Below are 23,880 nucleotides of genomic sequence, written 5' to 3' on the forward strand. Positions count from 1 at the left end.
TCCTGAACAGATTAAAAATGGCCGGGATGCTCTTTGCGCAGCTCATCTCTTAAAGCGTATACCCGCTCCATTGCAACTTTTTCCATTGCCTCAGCCTGCTCTTTGCGACCTTTAATACCCAGCTCTTCAAATGAAATGGGGTCGCCAACCTTTGTCCAAACCTTCTTAGGATGCGGAATGTGATGTCCACGTGGGGTAATGTCTCGAGCACCAACAATGGCCATGGGGAGAACTTTTGCTTTGCCCATGCGTGCCATAAGGGCAAAGCCACCATGAATCGTTACCGGCTCATCATCAGACTTAATACGGGTGCCCTCAGGGAACACAAGAATAGAGTCTCCGGATTCGAGGGTGTGCTGGGCGTTTCGAAGCGCTTTGAGATCTGCGGTGCCTCGACGAACTGAAATGCCGCCTACCCAGGCAAGTATTTTTCCAAGGGGCCCTTGGTCGTTAAACTCGTCCTTATAAATCGGGCGAATGCGAAGTCCCAGTGCAACAAAAGTTAAGTAAGCAACAATTGGGTCGAGCATCGAAACGTGATTCATAACGAGAACAACGCCACGCTCTTTGGTTGCCTCTACAATTTTTTGACGATCTTCAACGGTCCAGCGCCACATCAATTTACTAAAAATGGCGACAACACTGATGGCGATCCATCGAAATATGCGAGCACCTAATGGAAACTCAGGAATCTGATGAGCGTGATAATCGGCAATCGTATTGCCCCACCAAGGCATTGGTCCAGAAGTTGTTTTTACCTTCTTCTTAGGAGTGGCCTTTGCTGGTTGTTTGGTTGTTTGTTGTGAGATCTCGGCCTTCTGGGGAGTTTTACCCTCGGAAGAATTCTGGGAGGACTTTGCGTCGATAAGTGCTTCGATTTTTGCGCAAACCTCATCGACCGTAAGGTTTGAAGAGTCAATCTGTACCGCATCAGCAGCGGCGGTAAGCGGGGCGACTCTGCGGGTTGAATCCATTTTGTCCCGACGCTCAATATCAGCCAAAATTTGTTTTTCTTCTTCTGAGCTCACTGCTTTATCGGCCTGTGCTGCATTGCCACCATCACGCTGAACTGCACGGCGGTGAGCGCGTGCCTCTGCATTTGCAGTGAGAAATACTTTCACTTCAGCATGCGGAAAGACAACAGTACCAATATCTCGGCCTTCAGCAACAATGCTTCCTTGCTCTCCCAACTTACGCTGAAGATCTCCCATGCACTCTCTTACGGCTGGAATGGCAGAAACAAGAGAAACTGCCGAGTCAACGCGTTCCTCTCGAATAGCCTGGGTTACATCCTTACCATTGAGATAAACGTGCTGTGTTTGATCATTGTCAGAAGCAAATGAAATAGTGCTATTGGATGCAATATGAGCAACTGCCTCAGTATCAGCTATATCAACCTGATTATCGAGGCACGCCAACGTAACACTTCTATACATTGCTCCTGTGTCCAGGTAGATAAAGCCGCGACGTTGTGCAATTGTGCGAGCAACCGTGGATTTTCCAGACCCTGCAGGTCCGTCAATAGCAACAATCACGCACGTTCTCCCCTCTTGATATGTGACACAGTGGCATAAGAGCCCTTCTGATGTGAAAGTATGCGCTTGATCTCACTATCAGACAATTCTCGCCATGAGCCACGTGATAGGTCTCCAAGTTGTAATGGGCCAAACGTATCACGATGAAGACGCACCACAGGATGGCCAATTGCTTCAAGCATACGCTTGACTTGATGTTTTCTACCTTCGTGTAAGGTTATCCCAATCACGCTGTAGTTTTTGTCGTCAAAGTTTTGAGCCTCAACAGAGCGCGCATAGGAAGATTTCTGTGGCAAGATTTCTGCAGGTGAAGGCTGGCAGGGTCCATCGTCTAATACGATGCCCAAACGCAGAGGAACAAGCTCCTCATCAAATACACGTCCTTTCACCAGTGCTACATAGTGTTTTCTCGCATGATGAGAAGGATGAAGAAGTTGCTGTCCGATCTTGCCGTCGGTGGTAAAAAGCAACAGACCCGTCGTATCTTTATCAAGACGCCCTACAGGAAAAAGCCCAGGATACTGTTTGGTTGGTACAAGGGACGCTACACAAGGGCGACCTTGTGGATCATGCATGGTAGTGAGATATCCTGCAGGCTTGTTAAGCATTAAAAACACCGGAGAATCCGCAAGAGAACAGCGGTGTCCATCCACCTCAACAATATCCTTTAGAGGATCAACTTTGCTTCCAAGCTCAGTAACTACCACACCATTGACGCGTACCCTGCCTGCGGTCATGAGTGCCTCTGAACCACGGCGGCTCGCCACACCTGCTCGCGCTAAAAAGCGCTGAAGACGCATAGGAACTGGCTGTTCGTCCTTATTGAGCATGTTCTTGCTCCTGATTGAGATCTCCCTCGTCACCAGCCAGGTCTTTATCCTCATCGATATCGCGTGCCATCTCATCCACCGGCTTGGCATTTCTGGTGGCAGACAGACGTTCGCGAATGAACTGGCGAGACTCCTCATCGGGAGCAAATTGCTCAAGATCCGGGAGCTCTCGAAGTGATTTCAGGCCGAATTGCTCCAAGAAAGCTTGGGTTGTTCCATATAGAATTGCCTGGCCTCGCTCCTTATCCCGTCCAACTTCATGAATGAGGCCTTTATCTACAAGAGATGAGATAACGCCGTCTGAATTAACGCCACGAACCGCTTTTACACTTTCGCGTGTAACAGGTTGATGGTAAGCGACAACTGCAAGGGTCTCGAGAGCTGCTTGTGAAAGACGGCGAACATCCCATGACATTACGAATGACTCCACCTGATCATGATAGGCAGGGTGCGTATAAAACCTCCAGCCGCCTGCGACCTCACGAAGTTGAAAACCCCTATTGGCGTCCGCATATTCTGCCGACAGTTCCGCGAGCGCTTGAGCTATCTCTCCAGGAGCAACGCCGAGCACGCGTGCTAAATCAGTTGCAGCTACGGGATCGTTTGCAACAAGCAAAAGCGCTTCGAGTGTTGGTTTAAGGCTGTCGTTATCGAGCGTTTCGAGGTTATCCATTCCTACTGCTCCTCTACGCTGGTTAATTCTTCATCGGGCTCATATGCAGGAGCACCTTCAATGCGCGTGATATCAATTTCACCAAAATTCTCTTGCTGTTTTATGTCAATCGAACCACGTTTGAAGAGCTCAAGAACGGCAAGGAACGTAACAACTACGGTTTCAGGTGTAGCTTTATCGCCTAAAAGATCGGTAAAAGTGAGGGCGCTTCTTAAGCGAGTCATTCTGTCAACAGATGCAACGGTAAGCGCAACTGGGAGTCGACGTGGAGCAATGTGCTCTGCTTCGAGAAGAAAGCTTTCGCGCCGGCTATCCAAATCGGCACAGATAACCGCGAGACCATGCATGGTCATACCCGCAAGATAGTCGGGCATAAGATTGAGAAACTCCGGGTCAGGACCGGCTGTACGTGGATGCATGTGGCTCTCGGCTTCCATGCGGGTGCCAAGCGCACTTGCAGCGTTTCGGAACTGCTTATATACCATCAGACGTGCAACTAATACCTCACGCGCCTCATCGGGACTGAGATCGGCGAGATCATCCTCTTCATCCCAATCAGTTGTCGTTATTTTTTCCTGAGGTATGAGTGAGGCTGCTTTTATATCAAGCAAAGTTGAAGCTACTAGTAAGAAATCGCTTGCTACGTCGAGATCCATATCCTGCATGCGCTCAATTTCATTGAGGTATTGGTCGGCAACCTCAGAGATAGATATTGCTCCAATATCCACCTTTTGACGTCCCACAAGCTGCAAGAGCAGGTCAAAGGGGCCACTGAACGATTGAGTTTTCACACGAAACGATGGCATGTTACAACCCCAGAAGAACGTCGAAAAGAGCGCCGCCTACATGGGAAATATAGGCGCCAATGGGATTCCAACCCAACAGATAAGGAAGTATATAGAGCGCTGCAATAAGAATAGGCATGGCGTAGGCCTGAATGCGGTAGTACATCTCACGAGCTTTGTTATGCAGCAACGGAGAAATGATTGCCGACCCATCCAGAGGTGGAAGAGGAATAAGATTGAACAGCATCAATGAAATATTGACCCACATGTAGGTGGAAAGCACATCGAGTACGACCAAAATGGCTTCATTTGAAGCTACCCAGGTAAGTGCAGATGGATTGTCGAGAAAACCAAAACGCAATATTGCCGCAGCAAGAGCCGCCTGCAAAAGGTTTGATGCAGGACCAGCTAGCGCAACGAGAACCTCATCTCGTACCGGGTGCCGTAAGCGTCTTGGGTTATAGGGTACCGGGCGGGCATAGGCAAATACTGGTCCTCCGAGCAACGCCATAACACAGGGAAGCACAATTGAACCGGTGGGATCAATATGTGCAAGCGGGTTAAGGGTAAGTCTCCCCGCCTCTTTTGCGGTGGGGTCTCCACAGGCATAAGCTACCGCACCATGTGCCACCTCATGGATAATCGCAGCGATCATGAGGCACAGGACGGTTATCAGTATAGAAATGATTCGTTGCATCGAATACATGCATTCACCTCATGCGACGGATACGATCCAAAAGGCTTGCACCACAAAGAAGAACAACAGCCATAATGGCTAAGTCTCCCCTAAAGGCACCTCCTGTAGGTACCGCGAAGACTAAGAGCCCACGCAATGGCGGCAGTACAACGTGTGAAGCAAGCCTCTGAGCGCTTATCAAAAGAGGACGAAGTTCTCCGACTGGAAGACATACAACAACGATGAGGGCAATCAGGAGTGCTGCCAGAATACGAAAAACCAGCGCAGCATAGCGCAATATGTGCGTAAGCAGGTCAGTTTTATACATTCTGAGAAACTCCCTCTTCAAGTATTTCTGTTAGCTCGAGCCACTCATCTTCAAGTCGAGGTATTTTCTTAGACAAAGCAGTATATTCCTGCATACAAGCATCGAAGCGTTCAGAGTCGGCATAAAGTTCTTCTGAAGCCATTAACTCCATAAGCTCTTGATATCGTTTTTGTGCGGGAGCTAATGCTGCCTCAACTTCTTTGAGCCGTTGACGCTCCTTACGCAATTGCCTGCTTGCCCTTTGACGCGCCTCTGCCTCTGCACGTCGTTGTTCACGAGTTTTTACGTTGCGACCTTGGGTTCGCTGTTGTGGTTGCGTCTCTTGAGCCGATGCAACTTCTTTTTTACTCGGTGCAGTCTGCTCGGCTTCTTGGAGAGCCCGAGATTCCAGTTCAGCACGCTTGAAGAGATAGTACTCATAATCTCCGTCATACAGCGTGACCTTATGGTCGCGCACATCCACAACCTTATTAGCAACTGCTCGTACCAAGTGTTCGTCGTGAGAGATAAGCACAATCGTGCCCTTAAAAGAAACAAGAGCTCGCTCAAGAACATCAACAGAATCAATATCCAGATGGTTGGTTGGCTCGTCGAGCAAAAGCAATGGATCGGGGGCTACAAGCATTTTGGCGAGGGCAAGTCGGGCGCGCTCTCCTCCCGAAAGAACACTTACGCGCTTTTCCACATCGTCTCCGTGGAACAAAAAGGCACCCAACAAACGCCGTTCTTCTGATGACGTCCAACCAGGGGCCACACTATCGAGTTCACCCAATACCGTGTTTGCTTCATTAAGCGTTTCGAGTTGATGCTGCGCGTAATACGCCTGGGTAACATTTTGCCCCAGTTCAACAGATCCGGTGTCTGTTTGAAGCTGTCCGGTAATGAGCTTCATCAAGGTGGATTTGCCAGCGCCATTAGGGCCAACTAAAACGACATGGTCACCTCGATACAGCTTGAGATCGACATGATCATAGACATGGTTTTGCCCAAATGACTTCGAAACGTTTTCCAGCTTTACCACTTCATCGCCTGTTCGCGGCGGATCAGGAAAAGAAAAGTGAACCTTTTTCGTTCCTTCTGGCAGTATGACAAGCTCTTTTTTAATTTGTTCAATACGCTTCATACGCTCCTGAGCCTGCGCTGCTTTTGTTGGTTTATAGCGAAACTTATCAACAAAAACCTGCATGTGAGCAATTTCGCGCTCCTGAGCTGCGCGTTTTGCCTTCATCTGCTCGAGGTTGTCTTCGCGTTGTTTGAGATACGAGCTGTAGTTACCGGTATAGGTCATAAGACGGCGATTCTCAATGGAAGCTACGTGGCTCACACAAGCATCCATGAAAGCGCGGTCATGGCTCACGATAAGAACAGCACCATCATAAGAAGATAAAAATGACTCAAGCCAACGTACACTCTCAAGATCAAGATGGTTGGTTGGCTCGTCGAGCAAAAGTAAATCGGGATGGCGCAGCAAAAGCTTTGCAAGAGAGATGCGCATTTGCCAACCGCCAGAAAACTCTTCGGCGGGCTTGTCAAGATCATCAACAGGAAAGCCTAGACCGCAGAGAATTTGACGTGCACGGCTCTCCAGCTCATAACCACCTGCATTCTCAAACCTATCGCGTGATCGACCGTAGTCAGCGAGAAGCGCTTCCAGTTCAGGACCCTCAGGGGTGGTAGAAATCTTCGCTTCTAATTCAGTAAGTTTTGCTCCGAGGTGCTGAATCTCAGTAGCCGATGCCATAACTTCAGCCAAAGCACTCTGATGGCCAGCAAGCTTTGTCTCTTGTTCAAGATATCCAACGGTTGTATCACGAGCAAAACTAATAGTGCCTTCGTCTGCAGATTCCTCCCCCATCAAAATTTTTAAGAGGGTAGTTTTACCGGAGCCGTTAGGCCCAACAAGAGCCCAACGTTCTCCAGCATTCATCTGCAACGTAGCCTGTGTATAGAGGGTACGACCCCCAAAAGATTTCGATATCTTATCTGCAAGAACTATCAAGCTGTATATCCGTTCGGTCGTTGTGGCGCAAAGCTATGAGAAGAGCATGTAGCGCCAGAGCTAATCCTCAGTAATATGAATGGCAAATCCACCGATGGGCTCTTTAAAATACACAAGATGCGTAGAGCCATCGGGATTGAGTGCGCGCGAATCATTGTCAATGGTAAATCCACGTGCTTCAAACCACTTTTCAGCAGCTGGAATATCGTCAACATGGAAACCAATATGTCCATGCTCGCCACGTCCACAGCCTTTCATAATCTCAACAGCTGTATCTGAAAAGACTGATATAGGTGCAACAACGTTGCGTTTAAGACCCATAAGAGTTTGAAAACGTTCGGCTATTGCCTCTGCTTCCTCATCGCTTGCAGCGTTAATTCCAACATGAGCCAAACGAAGTCCAAACAGCTGTTTTGGATCATCCTGGCCATTTGCAGATGTGTTAGCAGAAGGTGTCTCAGGTGTAGACATGCTCATTCGCCTCTTTGTATTCTCGTAATAAACCCGTGATGCATATTTCTACACATCACGGGAAATTATAAACAAGCTATAAAGAACAGCTGCTGGAGTTCTTAATGAACTAGCTTATATATTGCGATCCGCGTGCCCGTTCTATTTCAAGAATAGTATCGGCGTTCTGCTGTTCTACAGAATTTAGTGAAACCTGGCTATCAAAGGCTTCGGGAGAATAGCGTTCGGTATACCAGGATTTGCCAGCAAAGTAGTCTCGCAAGTCCTGATTTTGGAATCCGCGACCATGGCGGGCATAAATCTCATTACGTGCAATATAGAGTTCCCAGTTGGAAAGGCCTGAGAGCTCATCTTTTGTATATACGTGCGTAGCACTATCGGGAAGCACATAATCGCTGCTGCTTGAGGTGCTCGAGCTCGAAGAATTACCCGAAGAGCCAGTTGACTTTGATGAGCTTGATGAATTCGAAGAGCTTGAGGAGTTGCTCGATGAAGAATCGGAAGACGAATCTTTGTTGCTGTCCGAAGATTCCTTCTTGTCATCTGAGTCTTTCTTGTCGTCTGAGTCCTTCTTATCATCGGAATCTTTTGATTCCTTAGAATCGGAGGAGTTTTTATCAGAAGAATCCTTGGATTCTTTTTCCTCATCTTTGTTGTCGTCTTCGGAGGTATCTGCAGGCTGCTCTTTCATCGGCAAAAAGCGCAAAAATGGAGGATCACCAAGTACGCCAAAATAGTGTAAACCGACAACAGAGCCACAACCAATAATAATGACCGCGGCAATAACAGCCCCAACAATAAGACCCGTGTTCTTCTTACGCCGTGGTGCCTGATAATTATTTCCAAGCATCTCTGAGGGGATAGCTACATTTTGTGCGGTTGAATCTGAAGTGTTTTCAGAACCATATACCGGCGTTCCACATTCTACGCAGAAAGCACAGCCATCTGGAATGCGAGCACCGCAGTTGGTGCAGAACTGCACTGAGTCGTCTGCTGAAGAAGACTGCTGAGCAGAAGGCATAACACGCGTTGCGTCATCCAAAGGAGTCGTTTCATTTACCTGTGTTGGTGTGGAACCTGAAGCGTCTCCCAGAGGTTGGCCACATTCAGTACAAAATTGAGACCCATCAGGGAGCTGTGCGCCACAGTTGGTGCAAAACATGGTATGTACCCCCAGTCCTTATTCAGCGGGCATCGCATTATGCGTGCGATGATCTTTATAGTTTACGAGATACTCAGCAAATTCTGCCGAAGTATCAGAGTTTCCTGAGCGCCACTCTTTGTGATCAATGATGGCACTCTCGAAACCATAATACGCATCTATATAAGCAATCAGATTATCAAGTGCAACAAGTTGCTCCTCAGGATAATCGCCAGCACCACCAACATGGACCATCTCTATACCAACTGAGTAGGAATTCATACCGTAATCAGATGCCCAAGAGCCAATTTCAGTGGTGCCGATTTTATCGTCACGAGATTCATCGGGTACCCCAAATGACTCATTGTGACCAGTATCACCAAATCCAGCGTGATGAGCTATGCGATCCAACGGAACACACTGCATCATGGTGCCGTCGGTGTTGACAACAAAATGTGCTGCCACACCTGCGCCATTAGAGTCCCACCATGAAATGACTGAAGCGGCATCGCCGGTTCCTTCAGTATCATGCAGCACAATATATTTCTGGTATTCAGGTCCCTTCTCGCCATGATCAAAACTGTCGCGATAATCTTCCGTAAGTGCGAGATTTGCACGCAATTCTTCGGCGGTAGGCTCTGTTTGTTCTGGAGTCTCTTCGACAACAGATTGAAGCTCTTTAGATACATCGTCTGTCATGCTGGTGTTGGACTGTGATGTGTCCTCAGTGTCTTGAGTGCATCCGCTAAGCGCGCCAATGCCCGCAAAACCGCACAGTGAAATAAAGGCGCGGCGTGAAATTAGTTTCATAGAGGTTATCTGCGTCCGCATAACTACTTATTCCTGTTCCATGACAAAGGCAATGCGATCGGCCTGATAATACGGGTCGAGATCGGAAGGAACGTCATACCAGCGCCATGAGCCATCGATATTAAACACAGCGAGATAATCTTCATTACCACCATCGTCATTAGGCTCACCAGAAGCAAAAACACTGTAAGTAAATGGCGTGCCATCAACCCAGGTAAAATCATCCCCGCTTCGTGTGCCGCCAAGCCAGAAAATCTCTTTTCCACTTTGTTGCATGACCGCAAGAACTTCGTTCCATTCTTCCTCATTTGCAATAGTGGCAAGGTGTCCGCCGTGTTCTTCGCAATACTGCTCTGCTTCTTGCCATGTCATGCAGTCGTTTATAACGGTGTAGGTTGGTTTTGAGACAGTTTCCTGCTTCTTACTAGGATCAGGACCATCAGATATAACAAGATCAACACGCGTGCCTTCAGGAACTTCACCCGGTGCTACCGACTGAGAAATAACGTGATCCTTTGCTACCTCGTCACTATATTCAGTCGTAATTGTTCCAACAACTAAATTGCTTGAAGCAAGGTTGCTGCGTGCAGTTTGCACGGCCATTCCAGTGAGATCATCAAGCTCAACCATGGCTGTTTGTTTACTGTCAGATGCTTCTTCATCGGACTTATCGTCACTTTTATCAGTATTGTCATCGGTTTGCTCTTCCTCAGATTGCTTCTGTTCCTGCATGGGCAAGAAACGTAAAAACTCAGGATCTCCGAGTAAACCAAAATAATGTGCTGTAGCAACACCGGCACAACTAACAATAATCACAATGAGAAGAATGCCTACCACAAGTGCAGCGGTATGACGCTTCTTCTGGGGAGCGGCCCCGGTTTCTAAAGCTTCTGAAGGAATTGCCTGCTGATATGGTTGCTGCAAAGAAGTGGCTTCCGATTGCTCTGGAACATTTGGAGAGGCTTGAGCTGGTTTGCCACAGGAAGGGCAGAAGCCACATCCTTCGGGAATAGGGGTGCCGCAATAGATGCAAAACCTATTTGGTAGTGGTGAGGAAGTTTCCTCAACAGGTACATCGAGCCCATCGGCAGAATCTTCTGCTACTGGCTCTTGTGTAATTGTTTCATTTAATACCGTTACATCGAGAGCAGATGGGGAAATCTTATGCCCACATTCGGGGCAAAAGGTTGCCTCATCAGGTATTTCATGCCCACAAGCTGAACACTTCATGAAACTTCCCCTTCAAGCTCATTAACCCGATTTTTAATGATTTACTCTACTGCTCAAGTGTTAGTTTTACGCGAAGAATGCGACGTAGTGATTGATTAATTCTCTCTTCGGTAACACTTCCATCAGAAAGAGCACTCAGAACTCCCTGATAGGCTGCTTCAAAATCCTCTGGCATAAGAATCATGTCATTTCCAGCATTGAGCGCTCGCACACCTATTTCTTGAGGTGTACATATGCTGGTAACTGCCCCCATGCCCAATGAATCGGTAATAACAATTCCATCAAATCCAAGTTGGGTACGGAGTAAATCTTGAATAACAACTGTGGAGAGAGAAGCGGGAGTATTGTCTCCTGTAATTGCAGGACAGCTAAGGTGTCCAACCATAATAAAAGGTACACCAGCAGCAATAGCTGCCTTGAAAGGCAAGAGCTCTTCCTCAGCCATCTCGTCGGCAGTTTTATTGCTCACGATAGTATCGGTATGAGAGTCTCCTACGGCTCCTCCTATACCAGGAAAATGCTTTGCTGAGCAAAGAATACCTGTTGAAAGAAAGCCCTCAACTGCAGCTTGCGTCATAGAACTTACAATGTCGGCAGAAGCTCCGAATGAACGCTTCGCCATCGTGGTGCTTTCTGGGTTGTTGGCAATATCTGCTACCGGAGCAAAATCAAGATTAAAACCAAGATCGCGGAGATAATTACCAATATAGGCAGCTGCATCCCATGCCGCCTGTGTATCTCCAGCAGCTCCGATTGCACACATATCACCAACATCGCTCACGCCGTAGTTTGGATTAGAAGCTATTCGTGTAACAGTTCCCCCTTCTTCATCAACAGCAAGAAAAGGAGGAATTCCAACAACTTCCTCAGAAAACGTTGCAACATTTGCAAGCATTTCTTTTGTTTGGTCAGGGTTTTCTAGGTTTTGCGCAAAGTAGCAAATACCGCCAACTGGTCGATTATGAAACGCTTGCTCGGTTGCTTCACCAGCCGCAACTACAGGGTTATTTTCTACAAGAGCTTCTGGAGCAACAATAAAAAGTTGTGACACCTTTTGTTCAAGCGGAAGAGATGAGAGTATCTGTTCAATCTGTTCATCTACGGAAGGTGGATCTTGAGAAGCAGTGGTATCTACATGCTCTGATGATGCATCCTGTTCAGGTGTTGTAGTGCAACCAGAAAGAGCTGAAGCAGAATAACTGCCCGCAAGCGCTAACGCAGTAATAAAACCTCTTCGAGAAAAGAGATCCCTTTTGTTCTTTGAATTGAAAACGCGTTGCATATAGTCTCCCAAAGCGGTTTAGTTAACTTGTCCATATGATTATTACAGAAAGCCACTTGACCACTATAGGTAGCTTTCTGCTAGAATACCCTCGCTAATGGGCGATTGGCTCAGGGGTAGAGCACATCCTTCACACGGATGGGGTCGCTGGTTCGAATCCAGCATCGCCCACCAGAGGTATGTTTGAGAGACAGGGACTACTCCCCTGTCTCTTTTTTCACTTATACGTGTGGCAAGGCATTTTTATAAAAAATTAAACCCTCAAGTGCTAGTTGAATCTTTATTGTGTCCCTCACAAGCAAAGGTTCAAGGAGCTCATTAAATATCTCGCCCTACGTCTCTCTTAAACCATTCGCATAAATAAACGATTACATGTACAAATCTAAAAGCAAACTTAAAAATATCCCAGGTTGGCATATAGTAGGATGATAACCATCTGTTTTTATATATGCGGGTATTTGGTAGTAGATAGACAACATATTTCTTACCATACTTGCGAGAGGTGAGGTGAATTACCTACCAATTTTTGAACCTTCATAGATTTCAGAGGTATCAGGAATTGGCGAAGTGCGGGAGGTTATATGAGTACGCAAAAGCAGACTAAACGGTCAAGAATGAAGAGAGCTGCCCACGCATTCGGTCGTACTGTGCAGCATTACTCTCCAAAGGTACTGAGCGTCTTCCTTTCTATGCTGCTTATTTATCAGTGCTTCATGACTGATGGAGTAAGCTATGCTCTCGCTGAAGCTCTTGCTCCCAGCACAGCAACAGAGCTTTCTGTAGATCAGGAGAGCCTCTCTAATAGTGTTGAATCTGATTCAAGCCAGGAGGAGTCTGCGGTTATCTCTCCTCAAGAGGAAACTACAAATTCTGAAGAGACTACTCAATCTGACGATTCCTCTTCCACAGATACAACTAACGATCAAACCACCTCTCCTTCCAACACCTCCCCATCCGAGCAAACAGATAATGCAGGTCAACAACAAGACGCTGCTTCCGACAATAGCCAAACTGATGCTTCTAAACCTGAGGAAACAATAGCCGAGCGTACTGAAGTCCATTCTTGGAATGGCGATGTAGACGCCTTGGTACTTTCTAGCAAAGGCCTTACGTTTACTAACTCCTCTGAGAGCATGCAGTCAGCACTTTCCGGCAACGCTGATTCTTCAGATACTCGAAATCAGAACCTCAGTGAAACTCTTTCTGTCCCCGCAGATCCTGATGCCCCCGCTTCCGCCGAAACCATACTTCCCGAGCAACTTGATGCAACCCTCAATCTGAGCTTTAAGGTTGATCCCTCTCTTTGGAGTGGCAATCCAGAGCAAACCTGAGCTTCCGTTATCGCTGGCGACTCCTTCTCTGTAGAACTGCCAGAAGGCATTACCCCTTCCGATGCAAGTGCAAAGTTTGATGTATACCAAACCAATGCTGACGGTTCGACAAGCTCAATTCGAATTGCTACCGCTCGAGTAGAAAATAATTCGCTTATTGTTACTTTCTCTGATCCTGTGGATACCGCCACAGGCACTTCGTATCTTGTTGGAGCTGCTTCTGATTCTTCTAATCTTGAAGTCCTCTCCACTCTTCAGGCGTCCATAAACCTTGATGTTCAGGTTTCATCGTCGCTTGTTCATCAAGATGCATACGACATGGAATGGGTCCTTCAAACCTCACAAGACGGTCGTACACAAACAGCACAGTTGCATATTCCTTCAGCTTCCGAACTGGCAGACCTCCTTGGACTCCCTGATGCCTCCGACCAAAATGCTCAAAACAATGCCGTGATTCCTAATAATGATGTTTCCACCCAGGCAGAAACCGACGAGAAGACCTCATATGCATTTGCCGACTACAACGGTACCCTCTCAATGGACATTACCTGGGCTGACAATAATTACGAGGGTCGCCCAACTATTAATGCGTGGAAGCCTAACTTTATTCCGCAGTTCTCTTTGGATGGCGGTAAAACTTACATCAATCTCATCGATACAGACGGCAATCTGACTTCGCAAGCAAAGGACGAGCTGCATATTGAAGGGGAAACACCTTCTTGGGTAAAGCAGGCAACCGTCAACTCTGTGAGTGTAAACAATTGGACTGTCCGATTTTCAGGACTTCCCACTACGCTCAATACAACGGTGAGTACACCCCAGCGCGATGATGATGGCAACCTTGTTTATGATGAGCATGGCAATCTTGTTTATGACGATGAAGTAACTCCGACGACTATCTCCTGGCGTCTCTTTGATGGTAATTCTTGCCCTGAAAACTATATGTATGGTCAGGGAGATGGCGGCAATACTAGTGATGGCAGTACCTTATTGCAACGCTATTTGATGCTTAAGAGAAGCTATACCTTTACCATTCAAGGTAAGCTTGGCAATAAAACGCTCAAAGATATTTTCGGAGATAATCTTGCAGGTAACTACTCTGAAGATTTTCTCTTCTCTGCGTTAATTAATAACAGTAGTGAGTGGAACGGCGAACCAATAGGCTCACAAACCCTCACTCAGATGGCTACTAATGATGACTATGATTTCGACATAGCCTTTAGTGAGGATGGCAATACCGCCACTATTACTGCCACCTTGCCTATGTATACCATTGAAAACGCGCCAATTGATTACTACATACAGTTTGAGGACCAGCAGACAGGCACCGACCAAGGCGACCACTATCAGCCTACCTATAACAATTCTCCGACTTCAGGGCATGGCAGTGCAACAGATGCTCTTTATAACAACGGCTCTATGACAATTCGCCCCATTGGCAATACGAGCTATAGTGCTACAAAGGATTGGCTTGATGGAAATAGCACTCAGCGCGGAGAAGTAACGTTTACCCTGTGGCGCTATGCTGCCAATGGCACTTCTGGTCCGGCACAAGCCTCACCCGTACAGCTGGATAACTCATCAACTCCAGATACTGATCTCAATACAGTGGAGTATGTCAGCATTACTGTACCTGCCAACAGCGCAAATCCTGTTGATCTTGGACAGCTTCTTCGCAATAAATACGGCAGCGCAATAGATAACCTTGTGAAGTATGACCCCGATGGTTACCCATATATTTATGCTTTGCGCGAGGATACAAAGCTTCCTGGCTATGAAGAGGTCTATGGTACTGTTGATGCCTCCGGCAATGTAACTGATACTGCACCTAACTATACCGATGCAGATGGTCAGACAGTTTATTTGAATGCTCCCGATAGAGCTAACGACCCGCTTATTTATAACGGCGGCACGGTCACCAATCGACTTACCGGCACGGTTACCGTTGAAGCTACCAAGACGTGGGAAATCGCGGCTTTCCAAGATTCTCTAAAGGATGTTCAGGTTACCTTTACTGCTCAAAGCAGACTTGAAGGAACAGAAGACGCATGGCAAGACACCTCAACGACTCATACCCTTACCGGTTGGTATTCAGAAACGCTCACACAGACGTTCTCTGACACGTTCCCACAATACGACTCCCAAGGTAGAGAGCTTGAATATCGCTGGGTTGAAACTAACGTAACGCTGAATGATCAGGATACGAATTTCCAGCGCAACGATAATGGCGGAGGTACCTTTACACTTCAGCTCACCAATGTTGAAGGCGATCTCGAAAGCCTTAATTTCACCTCAACCCTTGATGAGGATACCAACACCATCACAAACACGTTCTCAAATATTACCGATGAGCATGTTGATAAATACTGGCAGCAGCCCGATGGTTCTATGGCACAAATTAAGCCTGCAAATGACGGCTATCCTGATTATCCAAACCTTGATACGTCAGGCGTAGTAACGGTTCAGCTCATCCAAAATGGCGAACTTATTGGCGAATATACGATGGATGGTCTGACTGACCCGGTTCCAACCGTAATCGAAGGTCTTGATGGTGCTACCTATCAGGAAACTCGTTCCTATCACCTCGATTTTGCCGAATTGCCAAAATATGATGCCAACGGTGTGCGCTATTCCTACCTTCTTCTTGAGGTTTCTCCAAGTGGATGGCATTCTGAACGCACCTATGACCCGGAGACCCGTCTTACCACGATCGAGAATACTGTTGGCCCGGGCGAGGGATCAGAGATCCGTGTAACCAAAGATTGGATCGACGGCAACGACGCTTCTCACCGTCTCCCTGTTGTCGTAGATCTTGTTGCTACGCACCATATGCAATCTCAGACAACCAATGAACAGGGAGAACCCCTCTATTCATATGACGCTGGAGATGTGGTAATTCCTAACATCACACTCTCTACAGATAACTCCTGGTACCAGGAAGTCGATGTTCCCATTGGTGGACTCACCTATCGAGATTTCAAACTGGTAGAAAGATATCTCGTTGGTAGCGATGACACTCACTACCCCGTTGTTACAAAGAATGAAGCTCTGACGACCTATGAAAATCTCGGTATTGATACAGACTGGATCAATACTGGTTGGGACTACGATGCAATGACTAATACGTCTCGTGTTGCTACGCCCGACCATATTTATCAGGTCTATGCAACTGAAGACGCTGCTGCAACATATAACGAGAGTATGAGTGCAGTAAGTGCACGTAATCGCCGTCTGGGACTTCTGGATCTTACTGTTACAAAAACCTGGAACGACGGATTTGAGCATGATCGTCCTACCGCAGAATTAGTCCTGAGTTGCACTGAGGAACCCGATGTCTTTTCTATTGATGGCGATGGAAACGTTTGGGTTGAGCTTGACGGCGGTAACCAAGTTCCCATTATGAATGGCTCTGGTGAGGGCGCTCGCCAACTCAACAGTACAAAAGACAATATTCGACTCGATGGCAACAATCTTGTACTGACAATTTCAACGCCAGATGATGAAAATGAATCCGAGTACCACTTCTTTGGCCTTCCAAAGTATGACGGCAATGGAAATGTCGTTCACTATGACGTAACTGAGCAGTGGGCTACTAAAGCTGGTGAGTACACCTCTTCGAAACATGTTGGCGACTACATCGTTGGCGCGCAGCATTTCCATGACACAAAGACGATTAGCTTTACCAATACTCGCCAGGCAAATCGAGATGTGACGTTCTATAAAAATTGGAACGACCATTACGTAAACGATCAGCTTTCGCAGCGTCCTGATATTTACCTCACCTTATATCGCGTTACCGTAACGCTTGGTGAGAATAATCAGCCACAATACTCCGCTGCTGAGAAGGTGCCTGGATATATCAACTATAAGTGGGACGGTGTTGAGCAAGCTGATAACCCTCAGTACAACCAGAAATGCACTATTGCTGGACTACCTGCTTACGACAGCAAGGGTAATGAATATATTTATTACGCAAGCGAATCGATGTCTGCGGATGGCAATTCACTCGACTATGCTCCAGTGAAGTTTGATTACGGGACGCTCCCTCAAGATAGTGACGGAGAAAACGCAATTAAGGTTGATAGTACTGCTGATGATGCAAATCCCACTGAGAATGGTTCTGCCTATGCAATCCATGAGGATGGTACGTTTGTAAATTCACTTACCAGCACACTTGTTGCAAGTGGTGCAAAGCTTTGGGGCAATATACCGGGTAATGTGGATCAGGCAGATTTGCCAAGCATCACTATCTATCTTCAGCGGAAACTTGCCACTGATGCAGATTGGCCTGCGCTTACGTTCACTAAGACTGCCGATGGATGGGAACCTGGTAAAGGTCAGGTTGTGGCATGGACTTCTACCCTCAATCCAGTTACGACAAACCAATTTAGTTACACATTAACCCATGAGGGTGAGAACGGTGAAAACCCGCAAGAGGAAGAAGGAACGCTCCTTGCTCGTTACGATGAGGACGGAAATCTTTATCAGTACCGCGCTATTGAGGTTCCTTGGGGTCTTTATAATCAGCCCGGCGGCTTTGATGATGCCGATCTTGGTATAGTGGATGGCGTAACTGAAGATGTGACTCAAGTCACTACCTTTGGTGTTATCACTATCCACCATGGAGAGACTGGCTCGTTCTTAATTAACAATGTGTACGATTCTGAAGCGGGACAGCTCACCGTTCAGAAGCATTTCGATGGAAGAGAGACAGGCGATCTCTATCCAAATACAACATTTGACGTATATCGCTATTACATCAACAGTGAGGGTCAAGAGAGCAAACCGGCACTCGTAGCGAGCCATACGCTTACAAACGACGATCTTGCTGGTAAAACACAGGATCCCAACCTAACTCTGAGTGGTTCTGATGCTGCTAACAATACAGCTCAGTACACCTTCACTGACCTTGATATATACGCTCCAGACGGCAGTTATTGGCAATACTATGTGGTCGAGCGCGATATTAATGGCTACACAACTTATGTAGGAACAGGCAACTTAACAGCCGATCAAACCACCACAGAAGGCTCTCAGTCTGACAATTTGTGTCCTGAGTCACAGGATAAAGTCACTGGTACTGTCCTCAGCGATGACAAAGATCCAGATGTGACCTTTAAGAATACGTACCAGCCTGAGGATGTAGATCTGTCTGGCACTAAGACGTGGGTTGACTTTAGTAATACCTTTGGTCTGCGTCCGACCGCCGAAGAGTTTAAAGCGGGCCTTACGGTTTATCGTATTGGCAACGGTGGAAAAGAAAACATAACTACACAGCTTCAGTCAAAAGATCCTGATGATGCTAACTACTTTACCGTTGAAGACACTGGCGATACCTATACCATTTCTCTCGATAATCTCGAGAAGTGGGCGCCAGATGGTACGGCTTGGCAATATCAAATTACTGAAGATTTAAGCAGAATGAATCTCGGGGATTCCGGTAAGACTGCTGATGACTATTACACGATTACAACTGGGCCATCATCAACCGTCTCTGCCAACTCTAATAATCAATTCCAGCTTGTGAATTCATTGGAAGGCCAGGCAGCGGTTACTAAGATATGGGTAGACGGAGATGATCCTTATGGCCTTCGTCCTGATGAAGTAACCGTTCGGCTCCAGGCACGAGTGAACTATGCCAATGGAGATCAGATTGGCTGGACAGATGTTTGGGCTCTGTTTGAACAACTTGGCTACAGTGATAGCCTTGCATCTCAGGGCACTACCTCGCCCGATTACACACATACTTTGTCTGACTCCAATGGCTGGCGCACCTCTTGGACTGGTCTTCCTGTTGGCGGACGAGGTACAGCCGCTGGTGGGCATGAAGGCGAACTCTTTAGCATTGAATACCGCATAGTCGAAACAGCTATCGGTGACCAAACAATTACACAACCAACCGAAGACTCCAGTGTCAACAATGGTGATATTTACAAGGATTACCACCCCTATCAGCCCACGCAAAATGACTCAGGCAATGCAACAGATGGCTTCACAAGTGTGATTACAAACACACTTGAAGGCACCTCAATTTCTGCATCAAAGTCTTGGAACGACCAGAGCGATGCATGGGGAACGAGGCCAAGGTCTGGCGATCCTTGGACAGTAAAGTATCTGCTTCAGCGGAAGCTCACTACAGATCCAGATACAGCCTGGTCATGGCTTATGGAGTATGGTGAAGAGCAAGCAACTTCACCCCTTGATGAAAATATTGTTTCTGAAACCATCTCCAGTGAGGATGAATCGGCTACTGTTACCTGGGATAACCTTCCCCAATATGATACGAACCGAAACGAATACCAATATCGTGTCGTTGAGCAAGTGCCTGGTAGCTATGACGTAGACGGTGCAAAAGAAGTTGCAACTGCTGAAGACGATAACGGCATAACTTACCGTTACTACGTGGTTTCACCTACTGTTGATGGAACTGGCTCCAGCACGCAATCCTTTACCAATGTTTTGCGCACGGTCAATCTCCAAGGCACAAAGGTTTGGAACGACGATGGATCCAGCAGCATCATTCCAAGTTTTGATGAAGAAAAGCCAACGATGGTTCTCTATCGTGCTGTTAAGAACGCTGATGGATCCGTTGGCTCAACAGGCGAGCTTGTAAAGATGAAGAATGGTTCTGACCCAGTCCAGCCAACTTGGGAGGACAAAGGTAATGGAACTTGGACCTTTACGTACAGCGATTTGCCTGCCGCAAATGAAAACAACCTAGCCTACGTCTACTACGCTACTGAGCAAGAAGGTACTGGCTCTGCTGAAGGTTTCTATCCGCTATATGCAACAAGTGGTGCAGGCGGAACAAATACTGCGGGAGATACTCAGATAGGTACTACTATCACCAATCAACCGACGCGTTTGACACTTACCAAGAAGAGTGACTTCGCGGGTGAAACTAAAGCACTGGCTAACATTGAGCTCTCGGTTCTGTCTCCGGATGGTCAAACTACCTATGCTGTTTGGAGAAACGGTGCGAATGGCATGACTTATTCCACCACTACCTGGGTTGATGGAACGACAAACACAGGTGATGGGAATGGCATTACTCGAAACGACGGACTCATTATTGGTTTGCCAGCAGGTGATTACATTGTTCGTGAGACCGGCACGGTACCTGAGGGATATGCTCAAGCAGCCGATGTAAACCTTCATATCAACACCAACGGCACAGCCACTACTTCCCCAGCTGTCACCTACACAGAAGAAAATGACATCTATACCATCAATGTTGCGGTTACCGATCCGGTGCTCCGCGGACAACTGCAGCTCACAAAGCGCGTCTCTGATGATGGGGATTACAACGGTGCTAACGCCGAGTCCCTTGCTGGCGCCACGTTTGATCTCTATCGAGTCGATATGGATCAAGATGGTGTGGATGAGCTGTTAGCAAGCGGTCTTACGACCAATAACCAGGGTATTGTTACCACGGTTAATAACCAAACGCCCATAAATACTGAAAGTACTCTTGGGCATGACCTTACCTATGAAGGCAAGTACACCAAGCTTTCCGATGGTCTGCCTGAAGGTAAATACTACTTCCTTGAAACCAACGCCACCTCTGGTGCTGTTATGCCGGAAGGCGACGCTGCTAAGAGTGAGATACTCGAGATTACTCAGAATACGCACTATGCAGCCACCAATACGCCGGTATCCGCCACTATGGGAAATGAGGACTTCTCGGCTGAGGTTATCTTGCATAAGTACGATACAGTGAGTGGCGATCCCATCGAAGGGGCTGTCTTCCAGCTTGTCTACACATCTGAAGGCGGTACTTCAAGCACGAGCAAACGTTATACAACTGCTCCGGACGGTACGTTAACGCTTCAAAATCTCGAGAAGGGCACCTATGTCTTAACCGAGCTTTCTAATACTGGCTATGAATCCAACAATTTCAGCGCAACGTTTACCATCGATAACGACGATGATGACAAGACCTTTGACATCAAGAATGTCTCTGATGGAGATGACATTGACTTTACGGTTACAAGCGCTGCATCAACATTCGAAGATGGCAAGGGTATTCCAAATACCCCACAACCAGGCAGAATCACTCTGAGCAAAACAGATGATCAGGGTAACGCCCTTAATGACGCCACCTTTAGACTGGAAATCAATGATGGTGGTACTTGGAAGACCGTCGTCGATAATTTGGTAACAGGGCGAACCTACACGCTTAACGATGCCAACGATGGGATTAAAAGCACGGGAGCAAACGGCGTCAAAGGACAACTTAGTGTTGGTAATTTGCACTGGGGAACCTATCGATTTGTAGAGACCTCCCCTACCCCTGGTTATATTGGTGTTGCTAACGATGGTTCAGCCATTACAAGTAAGGAAGTTGCTGTCGGTCGCAACAATCTCAATCCTTCGCTCACGGGTTCCAATGCGGTGCCTAATAAACCTACAAGTCTTGAGATCAACAAACAGAATGAAGTTCATCAGCCGCTTGCAGGTGCTGAATTTAAGGTAACACCGGTTGATGGTACCTTTGCCGATGACACAACCACAGCAAAGACCCTCACTTCCGATAGCACTGGTCTCGCAGTTCTGAACGGTCAGCTTGTTGTTGGCACGACTTATCAGATCTTCGAAAGCAAAGGCCCGAGCGGCTATGATCCTGCAGATGAGATCCTGACGATTAAAGTTGCTGAGAATGGCGATCTTGAGGTGGTTGGCGATATGCCAGATCACTGGGAGCGCGCCGACCTTAACGGCGACGGCGCCGCCGATAACCAGTTCTCATTCATGGCGACAAACTTCCATATGGATATTCAGCTTCTGAAGATTAGTGCTGCTGATGGCACGCCACTGAATGGAGCAACCTTTACCCTTACAGGCTTCTGCATGGATAACAACTCCACCCATACCTACACAACGGCTGACATAACGAGTGATGAAACGACCTATTCCGGTGTTGCTCTTATCGATGCCGGCCTGATAACAGGCGTGGACTACACGCTTACCGAGACGCAGGCACCTGCGGGCTATATCCATATGACAAGCCCACTCAAGTTCTATATGGATGAACGAGGTGAAATCACCGTAGAGGGAGAGGTTCCTGAAGGTTGGACAACTGCAGGCAATAACATTTCTATTACCGCAGAAAACACGCCTGTCGAACTTCAGATAACGAAGCTCGCCTCTGCGAATGACGAGACGCCGGGTAAGGCTTTGGCTGGAGCTACTTTCAGCATTACACCTGCCGATGGTTCTACCTTTGCCAATGGCTCTCAGGACGCAATTGAACTCACCACCGATAAGGACGGCAAGGTCAATCTGACGGCACAACTTATGGTTGGTAGCTCCTATGACATCACAGAAGTCACTGCTCCTGATGGTTATGAACGAGTAACAGGCACAATGCGCATCAGTGTTGCCAACGATGGCTCTCTCAGCGTTGTTGGTTCTGTGGATGCCGACGGCAACGTAACCGGGCAGCTTGCTCCAAATGGTTACACCAAGGTTGCTGATAACAGCTTTGAGGTTCAGGTAACAAATGAACCTATCGAGATTGGACTTGTCAAGGTAGACGCCACGGATTCTGGAACTACACTTGCGGATGCTCAATTTGAAATTACGGGCGTCTTTGCTGGTCAAACCGAATCTGAAACACGCTCTTACACAACTGATGAGCAGGGCAAACTTATTTTGAAAGCCGAACTTAAGAGCGGTCAGACCTACACCTTGCACGAAACTGTTGCACCGGCTGGCTATGAGCTGGTTACTGGTGAGCTGACCTTCTCAGTTGCCGAAGATGGCACCTTGGCAGTCACAGGTGATATTCCTGCGGGTTATAGCATTGAGCAGAACAACGTAACAATTGTTGTTGCCGATGAACCGCTGAAGATATCGCTCGCTAAGGTAAACACCGATGGTGATGAACTTGCTGGCGCTCAGTTCCGTATTACGCCTGAGAGCGGCACCTTCCCTGATGGTTCAGAAGAAAAGGTTGCCACATCAGCAAGTGATGGCAGTGTCTTTACCGATCTCATGGTAACCGGCTCTTCTGAAGGCACGCGCTATACCGTCACTGAGGTAACAGCACCTGCTGGCTACGAGAAGGTACCTGCCTTTGACATCTTGGTATTCGAAGATGGAAGTATTCAGCTTGCCGACGATACCTCCGATGCGATTAAACAGGCTGTTCAGATTGGTATGTCCGACAACGGCGTAGCTACTATCACAGTGGCTGACACCCTCATTGAGGCATCGATGAGCAAGGTATCCCCTAACGGAGGAGCCCTTACCGGTGCAGTGTTTGAAATCTCCGGAACCTTTGTTGACGGAGGAGCCCCTCGTCTCATTACCTTTGATGAGACCAACACGGTGCCACTGGAAGGACTTGTTGTTGGTGAGACTTACACCATTCGCGAGACCAAGGCTCCTGATGGGTACGACGTAATTGATGGCGAGTGGAACTTCACAGTTCAAGACGATGGCACGCTTGCAGGCGACGCAACTGGTTCAGTTGCAACACTCACCACAGGTGGAGAAGCTGGCTACTTCGTATCTGACAACGGACTTGCCATTACAGCGGTTGATACCACGACACCTCCTGACGAGGAAGAGGATCGTGAGGATTCTGGAGTATTACCGTTCATACCTAAGACGGGAGATCCAACGACCTACACCTTCGTCTTCGTTCTTGCTGCACTCGCAGTCGGATGTATTGCTACAGGCCTGAGAATGGCACGCAAGCGCCGTTCATAAGGTCTAAGGAGAGAAGCTCCTCTCCCCTTTAGCCCTCTGGCTACTTTCGGGCCGCACTACTTCTAGTGCGGCC

At 47.5% G+C, this 23,880-nt stretch carries 14 protein-coding genes and 1 tRNA gene; 3 read left to right on the forward strand and 12 right to left on the reverse strand.

Features of this window, described 5'->3' with window-relative positions; translation table 11 throughout:
* Nucleotides 1-11: 11 nt before the first annotated feature.
* The 12 genes from cmk to ACQY6Y_RS07840 form a co-directional block, all read right to left on the reverse strand.
* The gene (cmk, locus tag ACQY6Y_RS07785) at nt 12-1,535 is read right to left on the reverse strand and encodes a (d)CMP kinase (protein WP_428379774.1); all 1,524 of its coding nucleotides are present in this window, start codon (nt 1,533-1,535) and stop codon (nt 12-14) included.
* A complete protein-coding gene (locus ACQY6Y_RS07790) occupies nt 1,532-2,365 on the reverse strand; it encodes a pseudouridine synthase (protein WP_428379775.1) in 834 nt (277 codons plus the stop codon). The genes cmk and ACQY6Y_RS07790 overlap by 4 nt, the downstream gene beginning before the upstream one ends.
* On the reverse strand, nt 2,355-3,038 hold the full coding sequence (scpB, locus tag ACQY6Y_RS07795) for an SMC-Scp complex subunit ScpB (RefSeq protein ID WP_428379776.1): 684 nt from the start codon (nt 3,036-3,038) through the stop codon (nt 2,355-2,357). Before scpB ends, ACQY6Y_RS07790 begins: the two co-directional genes overlap by 11 nt.
* Before the next feature lie 2 nt (nt 3,039-3,040).
* Nucleotides 3,041-3,844: a segregation and condensation protein A gene (locus ACQY6Y_RS07800; RefSeq protein WP_428379777.1), complete on the reverse strand. Its 804-nt coding sequence runs from the start codon at nt 3,842-3,844 to the stop codon at nt 3,041-3,043.
* A gap of 1 nt (nt 3,845) precedes the next feature.
* Entirely contained in the window at nt 3,846-4,529 is a 684-nt protein-coding gene (locus ACQY6Y_RS07805) for a site-2 protease family protein (protein WP_428379778.1), read from the reverse strand.
* 4 nt (nt 4,530-4,533) lie between these two features.
* Complete coding sequence (locus ACQY6Y_RS07810) at nt 4,534-4,827, reverse strand: hypothetical protein (RefSeq protein WP_428379779.1); 294 nt, start codon at nt 4,825-4,827, stop codon at nt 4,534-4,536.
* Nucleotides 4,820-6,826, reverse strand: coding sequence for an ATP-binding cassette domain-containing protein (locus ACQY6Y_RS07815; protein WP_428379780.1), 2,007 nt, complete (start codon nt 6,824-6,826; stop codon nt 4,820-4,822). The genes ACQY6Y_RS07810 and ACQY6Y_RS07815 overlap by 8 nt, the downstream gene beginning before the upstream one ends.
* A gap of 60 nt (nt 6,827-6,886) precedes the next feature.
* Complete coding sequence (locus ACQY6Y_RS07820) at nt 6,887-7,303, reverse strand: VOC family protein (protein WP_428379781.1); 417 nt, start codon at nt 7,301-7,303, stop codon at nt 6,887-6,889.
* Between the two features lie 103 nt (nt 7,304-7,406).
* A complete protein-coding gene (locus tag ACQY6Y_RS07825; protein ID WP_428379782.1) occupies nt 7,407-8,459 on the reverse strand; it encodes a YARHG domain-containing protein in 1,053 nt (350 codons plus the stop codon).
* An 18-nt stretch (nt 8,460-8,477) separates the two neighbouring features.
* Nucleotides 8,478-9,248, reverse strand: coding sequence for an N-acetylmuramoyl-L-alanine amidase (locus ACQY6Y_RS07830; protein ID WP_428379783.1), 771 nt, complete (start codon nt 9,246-9,248; stop codon nt 8,478-8,480).
* A 27-nt stretch (nt 9,249-9,275) separates the two neighbouring features.
* Complete coding sequence (locus ACQY6Y_RS07835) at nt 9,276-10,478, reverse strand: PASTA domain-containing protein (protein ID WP_428379784.1); 1,203 nt, start codon at nt 10,476-10,478, stop codon at nt 9,276-9,278.
* Between the two features lie 46 nt (nt 10,479-10,524).
* A complete protein-coding gene (locus ACQY6Y_RS07840) occupies nt 10,525-11,760 on the reverse strand; it encodes a glycoside hydrolase family 3 protein (protein ID WP_428379785.1) in 1,236 nt (411 codons plus the stop codon).
* A gap of 99 nt (nt 11,761-11,859) precedes the next feature.
* Between ACQY6Y_RS07840 and ACQY6Y_RS07845 the strand changes: the two genes are divergently transcribed.
* The 3 genes from ACQY6Y_RS07845 (at nt 11,860) to ACQY6Y_RS07855 (ending at nt 23,807) form a co-directional block, all read left to right on the forward strand.
* Nucleotides 11,860-11,934: transfer RNA gene (locus tag ACQY6Y_RS07845), tRNA-Val, on the forward strand.
* A gap of 407 nt (nt 11,935-12,341) precedes the next feature.
* Nucleotides 12,342-13,091, forward strand: a complete 750-nt coding sequence (locus ACQY6Y_RS07850; protein ID WP_428379786.1) for a hypothetical protein — start codon at nt 12,342-12,344, stop codon at nt 13,089-13,091.
* Nucleotides 13,092-13,268: 177 nt separating this feature from the next.
* Nucleotides 13,269-23,807 (forward strand): SpaA isopeptide-forming pilin-related protein, encoded by a 10,539-nt coding sequence (locus ACQY6Y_RS07855; protein ID WP_428379787.1) that lies wholly within the window; start codon nt 13,269-13,271, stop codon nt 23,805-23,807.
* Nucleotides 23,808-23,880: the final 73 nt, after the last annotated feature.

Origin of the sequence: Olsenella sp. Marseille-QA0557 (assembly GCF_965119725.1) — a bacterium.
Classification (GTDB): Bacteria; Actinomycetota; Coriobacteriia; order Coriobacteriales; family Atopobiaceae; genus Coprovicinus; species Coprovicinus avistercoris.